The sequence below is a fragment of the Amniculibacterium aquaticum genome, from assembly GCF_003852705.1.
GTDB classification, from domain to species: domain Bacteria; phylum Bacteroidota; class Bacteroidia; order Flavobacteriales; family Weeksellaceae; genus Amniculibacterium; species Amniculibacterium aquaticum.
This window is the reverse complement of record NZ_REFA01000004.1, coordinates 119465-132642: the sequence shown is the minus strand read 5'-3', so window position 1 is coordinate 132642 and position 13178 is coordinate 119465. Positions and strand designations below refer to the sequence as shown.

Genomic DNA, 13178 nt, shown 5'->3' with positions numbered 1-13178 from the left:
CCGTTTTTCCTTGATTTTGTTCAGATAAGATCTTCACAATCTGAACCTCTGTAAATTTGCTCTGTTTCATATTTCCCAAAGTTAAAAACTATATTTATATTCGTTTCTGTTTTTGGGGAAGACTACAAATGGTATAAAAAAAAATAAAATAATTTTAAAAAAATCCTATCTTTGACAAAGAAAATTAAGATAAACAATAAAACAATATAGAAAATGAAAAAAATATTTTTCACTTTAACTTTAGTTTTTGCAAGTGCTGTTGCCTACGCCCAAACAGCATACGAGAAAGTAATGTCAGAAAAAATCGCTCTTTTGGATAAGGCACAAACCGCAGATGATTACCAAAAATTGATGAACGATTTTGATAGAATCGGTACCAAAGAGCAAAAAGAATGGTTGCCGTATTATTACTCGGCATATTCTGCTCTACAAAAAGGAAGATTAGAAATGAGAACCGGAAAGACGGACAATCTGGATTTCTATGCCGGAATTGGAGAGAAGTTTGCAAACTTGGCCAACTCCATCAATCCAAGTGCCGAAAATCATATTTTGTTGAAAATGAGCTATACGCTAAGAATGCTGGTGAACCCACAAGAAAGATACATGACTTATGGGGTGAAAGCCAATGAAGAATTGGCAAAAGCTGAAAAAATGGATCCTAACAACCCAAGAATTTCTTTGCTAAAAGCAGAAGATATTTATTTTACACCTGCACAATTTGGAGGCAGTAAAGAAAAAGGGTTGGCACTTTTCCAAAAAGCATTGGACCAGTACAAAGCATACAAAACCAGCTCGACCATCGCTCCCAACTGGGGACAAGCCGAAGCCGAGTATTTTTTGGCTAAAAAACCTTAATCCATCAAAGTTTTTATACAACCACTTCACAGCAGAAGTGGTTTTTTTATGATTGTTTTTTTTAAGTTTATAAGAGTATTCAAAATCGTTTTTATTAAATTTGCTTTTTTGAACATTTTAGCAATAAAATAATACATGTTTCCGAAAATTAATCCCATTCAAACCCAAAGTTGGGCATTGCTTAATGATATTTTTGCTCAAAAAGATTTTGATTTAAGAGCTCTTTTTAATGAAAATCCTAACCGTTTCAAAGATTTTTCTATTGAAAACGAAAATTTTCTTTTTGATTTTTCAAAGAGTTTGGTGGATGAAGAAACCCTCGAAACTCTATTTTGTTTGGCGGAAGAATGCAAGCTGGATCAGGCCATTAAGGCCATGTTCAGCGGCGAAAAAATCAACGAAACCGAAAACCGAGCCGTTCTGCACACGGCACTTAGAGATTTTGGCGATCAAGAAATATTGGTGGATGGAGAAAACATCAAGCCACAGATCGTTGCGGTAAGAAACCAAATGAAAAACTTCACGGAAAAAGTACTTTCTGGAGATCATCTTGGTTTCACCGGAAAAGCCATAACCGATGTCGTTAATATTGGCATTGGAGGCTCGGATCTTGGTCCGCAAATGGTAGTTGATGCTTTAAAATTTTATAAAACCAGACTGAATGTTCATTTTGTTTCCAATGTAGATGGAAATCATTTAGCAGAAGTGGTTAAAAATTTGGACCCCGAAACCACCTTATTTGTTATTGCATCCAAAACTTTTACCACACAAGAAACCATGACCAACGCACAGTCGGCAAAAGATTGGTTTTTGAAATCGGCAAAAGATTCCGATGTTGCACAACATTTTGTTGCACTATCAACCAATCATACTGCAGTAATGGATTTTGGTATTTCCCAAGAAAATATTTTTGAATTTTGGGACTGGGTTGGCGGAAGATTTTCTATGTGGTCAGCCATTGGGCTTAGTATTTCTTTGGCCGTTGGCTATGATCATTTCGAACAATTACTGAAAGGAGCACATCAGATGGATACGCATTTTAAAGAAACCGATTTTTCTAAAAACATACCTGTAATCATGGCACTTTTAGGGATATGGTACAGGAATTTCTTTGCAGCGACAACCTATTCTATTTCTCCATATTCTCAGTATTTGGACCGATTTCCGGCCTATTTGCAACAAACCGATATGGAAAGTAATGGCAAATCTGTTGACAGAAACGGCGATTTTGTCGAGTACGAAACCGGGCCTATCATTTGGGGAGCGGCAGGGACCAACGGACAACATGCCTTTTTTCAGCTCATCCATCAAGGGACGGAGCTGGTGCCTGTAGATTTTATTTCTTTTGTTAGATCTTGTAACCCGCTAACAGGGCATCAAGAAAAATTATTAGCAAACTGTCTTGCACAATCCCAAGCCATGGCATTTGGGAAAACCAATCAGGAAGTTCTTTTGGATGAAGATCAGATTATGAATGCTAAAATAGAAAAGACTTCTGCTTTTAAAATTTTCCAAGGAAATACACCAACCATTAACCTGGTTTTCAAAGAACTGAATCCTTATAATTTGGGACAGCTCATCGCTCTTTATGAGCATAAAATTTTTGTACAAGGTGTTGTTTGGAATGTCTTTAGTTTCGACCAATTTGGAGTAGAATTGGGTAAAAAAATAGCATCGTCCATACTCACCGAATTGGAAAATCAAGAAGTTGTATCTTTGCAAGATTCTTCTACTGTTGGATTGATGAATTTTATTAAAAGAAATTCTTAATGCATCGCATCCGTTTAGGAATTAGAATATAAAATAAAAGTAATAATAAAGTAAAAAGAAAGACATGGCTCAAATTTTAGACGGATTAAAGGTTTCCAAAGAGGTGAAAATGGAAATCAAAGCAGAGGTTGATAAAATCTTGGCGGGTAAAAGAAGAGCACCGCATTTGGTGGCTATTTTGGTAGGTAACAACGGAGCCAGTAAGGCGTATGTAAATTCTAAAGTAAAAGACTGCCAGGAAGTAGGTTTCACTTCTTCTTTGGTAAAATTTCCGGCAACCGTTTCAGAAGCGGAACTTTTAGAAAAAATCGATGAATTGAATAAGTCCAAAAAAGTGGACGGATTCATTGTTCAATTGCCTTTGCCAAAACAAATCGATCAAGAGAAAATCATCATGGCGATTGATCCAAGAAAAGATGTGGACGGTTTTCACCCGGAAAATTTCGGGAAAATGGCGTTGGAAATGGATACTTTCCTTCCGGCAACACCATTTGGGATCCTAACTCTTTTGGAGCGATACAACATCGAAACCAAAGGTAAAGATTGTGTGATCATCGGTAGAAGCCGCATTGTCGGAAGACCAATGAGTATCTTGATGGGTAGAAAAGATTTTCCTGGAAACTCTACCGTTACCCTAACGCACTCGTACACCGAACAGATTGAAGAGTACACCAAAAAAGCAGACATCGTAATTACAGCTCTTGGAGATCCGCACTTCCTGAAAGGAGACATGATTAAGGAAGGTGCTGTTATTGTAGATGTAGGCATTACCCGTGTTGATGACGATACCGAAAAAGGATATCACCTGGCTGGAGATGTGGATTTTGATAGCTGTGCCGAAAAAGCAAGCTGGATAACACCAGTACCTGGAGGTGTAGGTCCTATGACCCGATCAATGTTGATGAAAAACACACTGATTGCCTATAAAACTTCAGTCTATAACGACTAAAAAGAATGACTCAAGAACAAGAAATATTATTAAAAGAAGGTAAAATGCTCCCCATCATGGAGCATTTTTATACTATTCAGGGCGAAGGTGCACATACTGGAAAAGCAGCCTATTTTATCCGTGTTGGCGGTTGCGATGTCGGTTGTCACTGGTGCGATGTTAAAGAAAGTTGGAACCCCGACCTACATCCTTTGATGGATGTAGAAACAATTGTACAGACAGCAGCATCGCATTGCAAAACCATTGTGCTTACAGGTGGAGAACCCTTGACTTATAACTTGGATTATATTACGGCTCGGTTAAAAGATTTGGGCTGCACCATTCACATAGAGACCTCTGGAGCTTATCCGCTTTCAGGACAATTGGACTGGATAACCCTTTCACCCAAAAAATCAAAACTCCCGCTGCAAGAAATTTATGAAAAAGCTCACGAGCTGAAAATGATTATCTTCAATCAGCACGATTTTATTTTTTCTGAAGAACAAGCTGCTAAAGTCAATAAGAACTGTAAGTTGTACTTGCAAAGTGAATGGAGCAAAAGGAATGAAAATTATCCAAAAATTACCGATTACATCCTAAAACACCCAGAATGGCAAGCTTCTGTACAAACACACAAATACCTGAATATCCCATAATTTTGGGCGTATAAATTGGGTAGGACAGATACAATTCATGCAAAGATTAAGGTATTCTAGATATATAAAAACAATAGTAATCCTGCTGGACATTTTAGTCTTGGCAGGTGTTTTTATGTATTTTTTCAGGCTAAAAAATCCTGTGATTACCGAGGATGCCCGAGAACAAAATATTTTTTCTTTGCTTCTCTTATCCTTGTTTTGGGTACTTCTCAGCAGTAGAACACGACTGTACAATGTATCCCGAAATATAACCTATACCCACTATCTTGAGCGGTACTTCACCCACATGGTTGTTTTTCTTTTTGGAATTATACTTTTGGGAAAAGTCAGTAACAACGAGTTTATAAAATCGGAGCGATTTCTGATGGTTTTTACTCTTTTTGTTGCCATGCTCATCATCAAGAGTTTTATTTTCTTTTTGTTAAAGTCTTTCCGTTTGCTGGGCGGAAACTTTAGAAATGTAATGTTTCTTGGCGAAATTACCGGAGCATCCATCATCTTAGAAGACATCATTTCCCAAAGAAAAGATTATGGATTTAGGATGTATAAATTCACAGAAACGGACAAGTCTATAGAAAAAATTAAAAAGTTTTGGAAAGATTATGCCATACATACTCTTTTTTTAAACTCAGAAAATACGGGTTTTGATAAAGATTTGGAAATGAAAATCTTTGAAGAAGCCGAGTTGGCCAAAGTAAGAATTATCCTTATACCCAGCATTGTCCAGGACAATTACTTCAGGTATGAACTGAATTATATTGAAGCCCAACCCATATTGGTGCCGGTAAAATTTCCGCTGGATTCTTATATCAATTATTATTTTAAAAGAGCATTCGATATTGTTTTTTCGGTACTGGTGCTCGTATTCTTTTGTTCGTGGTTGTTTCCAATTATCGCATTGTTGATCAAGTTGAGTGGTAAAGGCCCTGTTTTTTTTAAACAAAAAAGATACGGTTACCACGATGAGGTGTTTCACTGCATCAAATTCAGAACCATGGTGGTCAACGAAGAGTCATCCACTAAAACCACCTTGAAGAACGATGCCCGAATTACCAAGATTGGGAAATTCCTAAGAAAAACCAGTATGGATGAATTGCCACAATTCATCAATGTTTTGAAAGGGGACATGTCCGTTGTTGGACCGAGACCTCATATGCTTTTGGTGGATGATTATTACAAACCCATCATAGGGAGATATACCGTGAGAAGCCTTGTAAAACCCGGAATAACAGGATTGGCACAGGTCAGTGGTTATCGAGGGGATCAAGAAGAGAATATGGAAATTGAGATGCAAAAAAGAATCTTGGCCGATGCCTATTATGTCAAAAATTGGTCCATGATTTTGGATGGAATTTTAATTTTAAAAACAATTTTCCTTATGGTTTTTGGAGACAAAAACGCAAAATAAATTTATATTAATTAACAAAAATATCATGCTAAAAACACTCTTTACGAGAATTGGCGAATACTTTATGCTTTTGGGTAAGATCATGAAAAAACCCCAAAAATCATCGGTGTTTTTCAAAGTTCTTATGCGAGAAATTTACGATTTAGGAGTTAACTCTTTTGGACTGGTTGTATTTACTTCCATTTTCATTGGTGCTGTAGTTGCCATACAGATGTACAATAACTTCCAATCGGCAACCATACCCATTCCTATCGTTTTTGTAGGATTTGCTACCAAAGCGGTTTTGGTATTGGAATTTTCGCCAACCATCATTTCATTAATTTTAGCAGGAAAGGTGGGTTCCTACATCGCTTCAAGCATCGGGACGATGAGGGTTACCGAACAAATTGATGCCTTGGATATTATGGGCGTCAATTCTCCGAATTTTCTAATTTTACCAAAAATTATTGCCAGTCTCATTTTTAATCCTTTACTGATAGCCATCAGTATTGTGTTTGGGATTTGGGGAGGTTATATTGCCGGAAATCTTACCGGAAATTGGACTTCTAACGATTACATTACGGGGATACAACGCTACATGCCCAACTTGTTCTTTTACTATGCCTTTATCAAGACTTTTGTGTTTGCCTTTCTTATTGCAACCATTCCGGCTTACTTTGGATATTTTGTAAAAGGAGGATCTTTAGAAGTGGGTAGGGCCAGTACTCAAGCCGTAGTTTGGACGATGATTGCGATTATTATTTCCGAATTGATATTAACCCAAATGATTTTGAGCTGATGATTGAAGTTAAAGATTTAAGAAAAAGTTTTGACACCACAGAGGTGCTAAAAGGTATTTCTACCACATTGGAGAAGGGAAAAGTTAACTTGATTATCGGGCAGAGTGGTTCCGGGAAAACGGTATTTCTGAAAAGCTTGCTCAATGTGTACCAACCCAGCAGTGGCGAGATTCTTTTTGATGAAAGAGACATCAACCAAATGTCTCGTGATGATAAACAACAACTTCGTTCCGAAATTGGAACCGTTTTCCAGGGTTCAGCACTCTTCGATTCCATGACGGTGCAGGAGAATATTATGTTTCCCTTGGACATGTTTACCAACCTGACTTATACCGAAAAGAAAAAGAGGGTGAAAGAAGTTATTGGTAGAGTTAGATTGGAAAATGCAGAGAAAAAATTTCCCTCAGAAATTTCCGGAGGTATGCAAAAAAGGGTGGCCATTGGAAGGGCGATTGTCAACAATCCAAAATACCTTTTCTGTGACGAGCCCAATTCAGGTTTGGATCCCTATACTTCGAACATCATTGATGATTTGTTGTTGGAAATTACCAAAGAATACAACACCACCACCATCATCAACACCCACGATATGAATTCGGTGATGACCATTGGTGAAAAGATCATCTACTTGCGATTAGGAATCAAAGAATGGGAAGGGAATAAGGACATTTTGATAGATGCCAAAAACCAATATCTTATCGATTTTGTGTATTCGTCTGAGCTCTTTAAAGAACTTCGTAAATTCATGTTGGAAAACAACCAATCGTCCATACACAACACCATCTCAAAAGACGAATAATTACTTTTTTGCGTTATAAAGAAACTAACGAAAATTTACCATTTAAAAATGAAAAAATTAATTCTGCTATTAACAATAGCCACAGCCGGGATCTGTAGTGCACAAGCCAAGTTTTCTATTAAGGCAAATCTAGCCGTTCCAACAGCCTCTTCTACATGGAAGGATGTATCATCATCTTTGGGTACAACTTATGATGAAAGTGGCAAAAATAGCGTTGGATACAATGTGGGCCTGTCCTCCAAGATTTCCCTACCCGGGACTTCATTTTTCGTCATGCCCGAAATTTATTATACCGAATTCAAAAATAACTTTACCGAGTCCAAAACCAATACGACTTTATCTGCAAACAATAAAAGAGTAGATGTACCGGTTTTGGTGGGTATGGATTTGGTTGGAGAATATTTTGGGGTGTATGCAGGGCCTGTAGCTTTGTTTAAACTGAAGAACAACAAGTGGTACAACGATTTTGAAGAGTTTAACACAAAGAAATTTGCATTGGGATATCAGTTAGGAGCCCAATTAACCATTAAAAATCTGATTGTGAGTGGAAGGTACGAAGGTGCTTTCAACCGAGAAGAAAGAAACTTCATCAATCAACAAACAGGACAAGATATTGTGTATGACAACTCTCCAAGTCTCCTGTTTTTAGGATTAGGTTATCAGTTTTAGAGTCTGTTTAAATTTTAAAAGGCTCTTAGAACTTAGTTTTTTTGTTGATGAGAAAATTCAGCCGCTTGTTTTTCCAAGGCGGCTTTTTCTTTTTTCAAAGCCTCCATTTCTTTTTTCTTTTGCTCGTTTTTTATGGCAGTACCTTTACTGATGTAGCCTACCATTCCACCGATGATGAGTCCGATACCAATGCCGGCCATAATCCCCATAATATGAGGTAAAGAAAGCTTTTCAACAGAAAAATCGGCAGTAAGATAAAACAGAAAAGAAGAGAGTCCCAAAAGGATTATTCCGATGATGCTAAGGCTTTTCATAGTGTGTATTTTTTACAAAAATAGAAAATAGATTTGACTGGTATAAAATTATAAAAGAGATTTTCTGTTGTTGTAAATTATGATATTATTTGTAATGATTATAAATTGTTGATGTTTTTGTGGTTTTAGATAATAATTTGCATAATTTTAATTTCGTAGTGTTATTAACAAATTTATGAATTACACTATGAAAAAAGTTATTAGTAATGGCAACGATTTGTGTTGCGGGATTGATGAGTGCCAACAACGGAAAAATGGAACATCAGAAAATGGTTGTGAGTGAAAATGTGAAAAGTAAATTAGCGAATACTGTTGAACAGGTTTGCTATCAGACGAATACCCATACAACATGTGGTCCAATCATTGAGAATAGCGGATATAGGTATACTTCAGGTGATGCAAAATCGATACAAGCGGCACATGAATGTGCTAAGAAAGAAGCGCTGCTAGCTGAAATAGAAACATGTGGTAAATCATATAATAATGGATTGGGGAAAGACAATTAAATTCAGTAAATTTCAAACAGTCTTATTTATTTTTCTTATGTCAACAAATTATTTGTTGTGTCAGGAAGGTATATATTCAGCGAATTTATTGTGTAAATATAGGATTTCATCAATTGATGACACTTTAGATGTAAGCACAAGATATGTTGAATTAGCAACTCTCCAGATAGGAGAAAAAGGTTCATTATTTAGAAGTCATCAAAAGTTTGTGGTTGATTCTATCTATAATCAAGCGTTTAACAAAGCCTTTGATAATGCATCTTCAACAGGAGGTTTTACTTTTGTTAGTCCTTCGGTTTCTTCAGCGGTATTTGAGCCAGAGGTTTTTGTAAACAACGGAAATGTGTATATTTATGACAATATTTATACCGATTCATATCGGTATAAACCAGTAAATAAATGTTTGTGGAAACTCATTAATGAAACAAAAATGATAAGTGGACATCTGTGTAAGAAAGCAGAAGGAAGTTATGGAAATAGGATGGTTATAGCTTGGTATTCCAATGAGATCCCAATTCCAGAAGGACCTTACAATTTTAAAGGTCTGCCAGGTTTGATTCTACAAATTGATGATGTTCAAATGAATAATCAATTTTTATTAATTTCTTTAGAAAAGAGAAAAACCGAATTTAAAATAATTGAGAACGCCATAGAAACTACATATTCTAGATTTCTAGACAAAAGAAAAGAATTTCTAAAATCTCCTGTTTCTTATGTAAAATTACGACGAAAAGTAGCAAAAGAAGATGAAGAAATGATTAATAAAAACCTAAGCAGAAGGAATAATTTTCTTGATTAAGAAACGAAAGAAGCTGTCCGATGAGGTCAGCTTCTTTTTAGTTTCTGTGAAAAAAATGTGCAAAGGTTTATTTTAATAATTGGTTAAAGGTATCGCCTTGGCGGATATCTCCTGTTTGGTAGCCCTTCATAAACCATTCCATTCTTTGTTTGGAAGATCCGTGAGTAAAGGCTTCTTGGTTAACATATCCCGACGACCTTTTTTGTATGTTATCGTCACCAACGGCTGCTGCTGCTTCCATCGCACTTTGTATGTCGCCAGGCTCTAGGAAATGTTCTCTATCGTCGGTTTTTTTTGCCCAAACGCCAGCATAAAAATCAGCTTGCAACTCGGTAGCCACGGATACTCTATTGATATCGGCTTCGGAATAACGACCACTTTGTCTTAGGGCATCTACTTTTTGTGTCGTCCCCAAAAGGGTTTGTACATGATGGCCCATTTCGTGAGCCATAACATAAGCCACGGTAAACTCCGTAACACGAGCACCAAATTTTTGTTGTAACTCACTAAAGAAACTCATGTCCATATACACCGTTTGATCGGCTGGACAATAAAAAGGTCCCATGGCCGATTGAGCGGTACCGCAACCGGATTGTGTTGTGTTTTCGAACAAGACCACTCTTGGTTTTTTATACTGCATCCCGTTTTCTTGAAAGATTTGCGTCCAAGTTTGTTCGTTTTCTGCGGTAATCATGCTTACCATTTTCCCAATTTGTTGTTCTTGGGCACTCAGTTGTCGCTGTTCTGTAGGTGCGGTTTGAGATTGCAAGCTTCCCGAATTTAATATGGCAGAAGGATCTCCACCTAGGAAAAATACGATAGCCGCAATTATTAAAGTTCCCAGACCACCTCCAATCAGCGCTCCGCCTCCGCCTTTGCCTCTTCGGTCATCGACCATGTCACTAGAATCGTTTGTCCATTTCATATTTGCATTGTTTTTCGTTCAAATTTATAAAAAAGAAGACATCTGTACTCTTATTTACTTTGATTTAACATTTTTTGCTTCACCCAATAACTGACACTTTGGTAGGTGGCAATGGTTTCGTTTACCAAGAAATCATTGTTTTTATTCACCAAATTTTCGTGATACATCAATTTAAAAGCAGGAGGCAATGTACTTTCTTGTAAAGTTAGAGCGTACTGTTTAATTTTTTTTGTGGGTGAAATAATTGTTAGATAATGGTCTTTTATCAGTCCCAAATCTTGGTAAGTAGCAATATAAGCTCTTGGCGAATAATGAGGTTGAAGGACATCTTGTCCCAAAAATTTTGAAGGATATGAAAAATTAAGCATTCCCATCAGTGTGGGCATCACATCGATTTGTGATGTCATGGTGGTAAACTGTTGAGGCTCTATAAAACCTTCAGAAAAAATCATTCCTGGGATTCTGTATTTGTCCAAAGGAAGTTCGGTTTTACCAGCACTAGAAGCGCAATGATCGGATACGATGACGAAAACGGTATTCTTGTACCAACTTTGTTTTTTTGCCAAGTTAAAGAATTGTTTCAGCGCATAGTCGGTATATTTTACTCCACCTTCTCTGGATTTTGCATTTCCGGGAATGTCTATTTTTCCTTCTGGATATGTAAAAGGACGGTGATTGGAAACCGTCATCCAATGGTTGAAGAAGGGCTTTCCGGTTTTGGCTTCTTCGTTCATCACTGTAATGGCTTTTTTTGCCATATCTTCATCACAGACACCCCAGACATTGGCAAAAGAAATTTCTTCTGGTTTGAAGCTGTCTCTGTCCACAATGTCGTACCCATTTCCGGAGAAGAAATCCTGCATGTTATCAAAATAACTATATCCTCCATAAAGGTATTTTACTTGATAGCCTTTCGCTTTGAAAACAGAACCTGTTGAGAATTTATTTTTATTGTCTTTCCTTTTCACAATACTTTCCCCAGCAGTGGGCGGAATGCATAGGGTTAGAGCTTCTAAACCACGAACGGTACGGTTGCCGGTAGCATATAAATTGGTGAAAACAAAGGATTTTGTCGCCAAACTATCCAAGAAAGGGGTAATGTTCTGCTCGTTGCCATACGATTTCATGAAATCCGCAGACAGACTTTCTACAGAGATCAAGACCACATTCTTCTTTTCTTCTGGTTTTGTTGAAACCACTTGTCTGAAGAGGGACGGTGGGTTGAATTGTTTTAAAAATATTTTTTCAGCTTCATTTTGTGGAAGTGTAGGGTAAAAGGCAAAAAAATCCAATTCTTTATGTACAAAAGCATCGTAAAATTTGGGCAAACCGTTCGCTTGGATTTCAGTTGAAAATGTGTTGGATCCTTTTAGGCTAAACAAAGAATTGATGGCAAAAACCGAACAAATCCCCATGATGAGAAAGGTGCCTAACAAAATTATTTTTTGTTTGAAATTCGGTAAGGATAAAAGTGAAGATTTGGATCTTTTAAAAATAAGAAGAGTGAAGGTCAGCGTTATAATAAAAATGGCCGCAAACAACGGGATCACCGGATAACTTTCCATAATATTTCCGATCACTTCGTTGGTATAGATAAGATAATCTACCGCAATAAAATTATAGCGAAGTCCAAATTCATTCCAGAAAAAATACTCACTCACCGCATTGAAAACCATAACCAATACATACAAAAATAATGTAATGAAATACAAAACATTTCTGATTTTCAACCTTTGATTGGGTAAAAAAAGCATCAAACCAAAAAACAAGGTCTTCAAACCGATAAATGCCATGGCGATTTCCGGAAAACTACCGCCATATTGTTTGAATATATTGTTTGGGACAAAGACGGTATATACCAATGCCAAAAGAAACAACCCGAATAGGATATAACCCCAAGGTTTTTCGTATTTGCCATTCGATAAAAAAAGAAAGTACAGTGCCAATACAGTACTCGCCAATACGAACACAAAACCATCATTCAACAACCCAATAAAAAGCAGTTTTATGATCTCTAAAAAGCCAAATGAAGCCGTGGTTATGGGATGGAAAACGAAAACTAACCTTAATAAAAGGGAAATTATCAAATATAAAATTCCTAGGAACAGAAAAGGTTTTATTTTGTCAAAATAGGTATTCATATACTTTGTATTGGGTTTGAAATTCTCGTCAAATGCCTGACCGGAGAACTGTTGTTATTTATAAAAAGCCACAAAAATTAAATTCAAATTTTTGTGGCTTAAAGTTAATCAAGTTTTTTGTGTACAAAATAAACTTGTTGGTTATATCTTTTTCTTGAAATCAATCATTTGAAGAGCTGTAACGGCGGCTTCAACTCCTTTGTTTCCGAGATTTCCACCGCTTCTTGCCAAGGATTGTTCTTTGGTGTCATCGGTCAAAACGCAAAAAATGGTTGGCACATCGGTAAGAATGTTACAATCTTTGATGCCTTGAGCCACAGCAGAACAAACGAAATCAAAATGAGGAGTTTCTCCTCGAATCACACATCCTACGGAAATTACTGCATCGTATTTTTTGGTTTTACACAATTGCATTGCAGCGTAAGAAAGTTCGAAAGCTCCGGGAACTTGAAAAACAGAAATGTTCTCAGCTTTTACACCTTCGTGCTGAAGGATGTCCAAACAAGCATCTCTTAAATTGTGCGTCACAAAAGAATTCCACTCGGAAAACACAATGCCGATGTTGAGTTCATCGGCATTGCATATCTGAAGTGGCTGGTAATCTGATAGATTGACTGTAGCCATAA

Annotated in this window: 14 protein-coding genes; 10 read left to right on the top strand and 4 right to left on the bottom strand. The window is 36.9% G+C overall.

What is annotated here, in order from left to right; translation table 11 throughout:
* Positions 1–213: 213 nt before the first annotated feature.
* From EIY84_RS03185 to EIY84_RS03150, 8 genes are all read left to right on the top strand, one after another.
* A complete protein-coding gene (locus EIY84_RS03185) occupies positions 214–855 on the top strand; it encodes a hypothetical protein (RefSeq protein ID WP_124640437.1) in 642 nt (213 codons plus the stop codon).
* Between the two features lie 135 nt (positions 856–990).
* A complete protein-coding gene (gene pgi / locus EIY84_RS03180; RefSeq protein ID WP_124640435.1) occupies positions 991–2625 on the top strand; it encodes a glucose-6-phosphate isomerase in 1635 nt (544 codons plus the stop codon).
* A gap of 64 nt (positions 2626–2689) precedes the next feature.
* Entirely contained in the window at positions 2690–3574 is an 885-nt protein-coding gene (locus EIY84_RS03175; RefSeq protein WP_124640434.1) for a bifunctional 5,10-methylenetetrahydrofolate dehydrogenase/5,10-methenyltetrahydrofolate cyclohydrolase, read from the top strand.
* A gap of 5 nt (positions 3575–3579) precedes the next feature.
* A complete protein-coding gene (locus tag EIY84_RS03170) occupies positions 3580–4209 on the top strand; it encodes a 7-carboxy-7-deazaguanine synthase QueE (RefSeq protein ID WP_124640432.1) in 630 nt (209 codons plus the stop codon).
* A gap of 37 nt (positions 4210–4246) precedes the next feature.
* On the top strand, positions 4247–5620 hold the full coding sequence (locus EIY84_RS03165; protein ID WP_124640430.1) for an exopolysaccharide biosynthesis polyprenyl glycosylphosphotransferase: 1374 nt from the start codon (positions 4247–4249) through the stop codon (positions 5618–5620).
* Between the two features lie 25 nt (positions 5621–5645).
* Positions 5646–6398, top strand: coding sequence for an MlaE family ABC transporter permease (locus EIY84_RS03160; protein ID WP_124640428.1), 753 nt, complete (start codon positions 5646–5648; stop codon positions 6396–6398).
* On the top strand, positions 6398–7198 hold the full coding sequence (locus tag EIY84_RS03155; protein ID WP_124640426.1) for an ABC transporter ATP-binding protein: 801 nt from the start codon (positions 6398–6400) through the stop codon (positions 7196–7198). Before EIY84_RS03160 ends, EIY84_RS03155 begins: the two co-directional genes overlap by 1 nt.
* A gap of 48 nt (positions 7199–7246) precedes the next feature.
* Positions 7247–7867, top strand: a complete 621-nt coding sequence (locus EIY84_RS03150; protein WP_124640424.1) for an outer membrane beta-barrel protein — start codon at positions 7247–7249, stop codon at positions 7865–7867.
* A gap of 32 nt (positions 7868–7899) precedes the next feature.
* On the opposite strand, the gene EIY84_RS03145 is transcribed toward EIY84_RS03150, so the two are convergent.
* Positions 7900–8181 (bottom strand): hypothetical protein, encoded by a 282-nt coding sequence (locus tag EIY84_RS03145; RefSeq protein WP_124640422.1) that lies wholly within the window; start codon positions 8179–8181, stop codon positions 7900–7902.
* A gap of 206 nt (positions 8182–8387) precedes the next feature.
* Between EIY84_RS03145 and EIY84_RS03140 the strand changes: the two genes are divergently transcribed.
* The gene (locus EIY84_RS03140) at positions 8388–8687 is read left to right on the top strand and encodes a hypothetical protein (RefSeq protein ID WP_124640420.1); all 300 of its coding nucleotides are present in this window, start codon (positions 8388–8390) and stop codon (positions 8685–8687) included.
* Positions 8665–9486 carry a GLPGLI family protein gene (locus EIY84_RS03135; RefSeq protein WP_124640418.1) on the top strand — a complete coding sequence of 274 codons (822 nt, stop codon included), beginning with the start codon at positions 8665–8667 and terminating at the stop codon, positions 9484–9486. Before EIY84_RS03140 ends, EIY84_RS03135 begins: the two co-directional genes overlap by 23 nt.
* 67 nt (positions 9487–9553) lie before the next feature.
* On the opposite strand, the gene ypfJ is transcribed toward EIY84_RS03135, so the two are convergent.
* The 3 genes from ypfJ to ribH form a co-directional block, all read right to left on the bottom strand.
* Positions 9554–10411, bottom strand: a complete 858-nt coding sequence (ypfJ, locus tag EIY84_RS03130) for a KPN_02809 family neutral zinc metallopeptidase (RefSeq protein WP_124640417.1) — start codon at positions 10409–10411, stop codon at positions 9554–9556.
* Positions 10412–10461: 50 nt separating this feature from the next.
* A complete protein-coding gene (locus EIY84_RS03125) occupies positions 10462–12552 on the bottom strand; it encodes an LTA synthase family protein (protein ID WP_124640415.1) in 2091 nt (696 codons plus the stop codon).
* 141 nt (positions 12553–12693) lie between these two features.
* Entirely contained in the window at positions 12694–13176 is a 483-nt protein-coding gene (gene ribH / locus EIY84_RS03120; RefSeq protein ID WP_124640413.1) for a 6,7-dimethyl-8-ribityllumazine synthase, read from the bottom strand.
* Positions 13177–13178 lie beyond the last annotated feature (2 nt).

What these genes read in the sequence shown, in the direction of transcription:
- ribH (WP_124640413.1), bottom strand. Translation starts at nt 13,176, where the DNA reads ATGGCTACAGTCAATCTATCAGATTACCAGCCACTTCAGATATGCAAT.
- EIY84_RS03140 (WP_124640420.1), top strand. Translation starts at nt 8,388, where the DNA reads ATGGCAACGATTTGTGTTGCGGGATTGATGAGTGCCAACAACGGAAAA.
- EIY84_RS03185 (WP_124640437.1), top strand. Translation starts at nt 214, where the DNA reads ATGAAAAAAATATTTTTCACTTTAACTTTAGTTTTTGCAAGTGCTGTT.
- EIY84_RS03155 (WP_124640426.1), top strand. Translation starts at nt 6,398, where the DNA reads ATGATTGAAGTTAAAGATTTAAGAAAAAGTTTTGACACCACAGAGGTG.
- EIY84_RS03175 (WP_124640434.1), top strand. Translation starts at nt 2,690, where the DNA reads ATGGCTCAAATTTTAGACGGATTAAAGGTTTCCAAAGAGGTGAAAATG.
- EIY84_RS03165 (WP_124640430.1), top strand. Translation starts at nt 4,247, where the DNA reads ATGCAAAGATTAAGGTATTCTAGATATATAAAAACAATAGTAATCCTG.
- pgi (WP_124640435.1), top strand. Translation starts at nt 991, where the DNA reads ATGTTTCCGAAAATTAATCCCATTCAAACCCAAAGTTGGGCATTGCTT.
- EIY84_RS03150 (WP_124640424.1), top strand. Translation starts at nt 7,247, where the DNA reads ATGAAAAAATTAATTCTGCTATTAACAATAGCCACAGCCGGGATCTGT.
- EIY84_RS03125 (WP_124640415.1), bottom strand. Translation starts at nt 12,552, where the DNA reads ATGAATACCTATTTTGACAAAATAAAACCTTTTCTGTTCCTAGGAATT.
- EIY84_RS03145 (WP_124640422.1), bottom strand. Translation starts at nt 8,181, where the DNA reads ATGAAAAGCCTTAGCATCATCGGAATAATCCTTTTGGGACTCTCTTCT.
- ypfJ (WP_124640417.1), bottom strand. Translation starts at nt 10,411, where the DNA reads ATGAAATGGACAAACGATTCTAGTGACATGGTCGATGACCGAAGAGGC.
- EIY84_RS03160 (WP_124640428.1), top strand. Translation starts at nt 5,646, where the DNA reads ATGCTAAAAACACTCTTTACGAGAATTGGCGAATACTTTATGCTTTTG.
- EIY84_RS03170 (WP_124640432.1), top strand. Translation starts at nt 3,580, where the DNA reads ATGACTCAAGAACAAGAAATATTATTAAAAGAAGGTAAAATGCTCCCC.
- EIY84_RS03135 (WP_124640418.1), top strand. Translation starts at nt 8,665, where the DNA reads ATGGATTGGGGAAAGACAATTAAATTCAGTAAATTTCAAACAGTCTTA.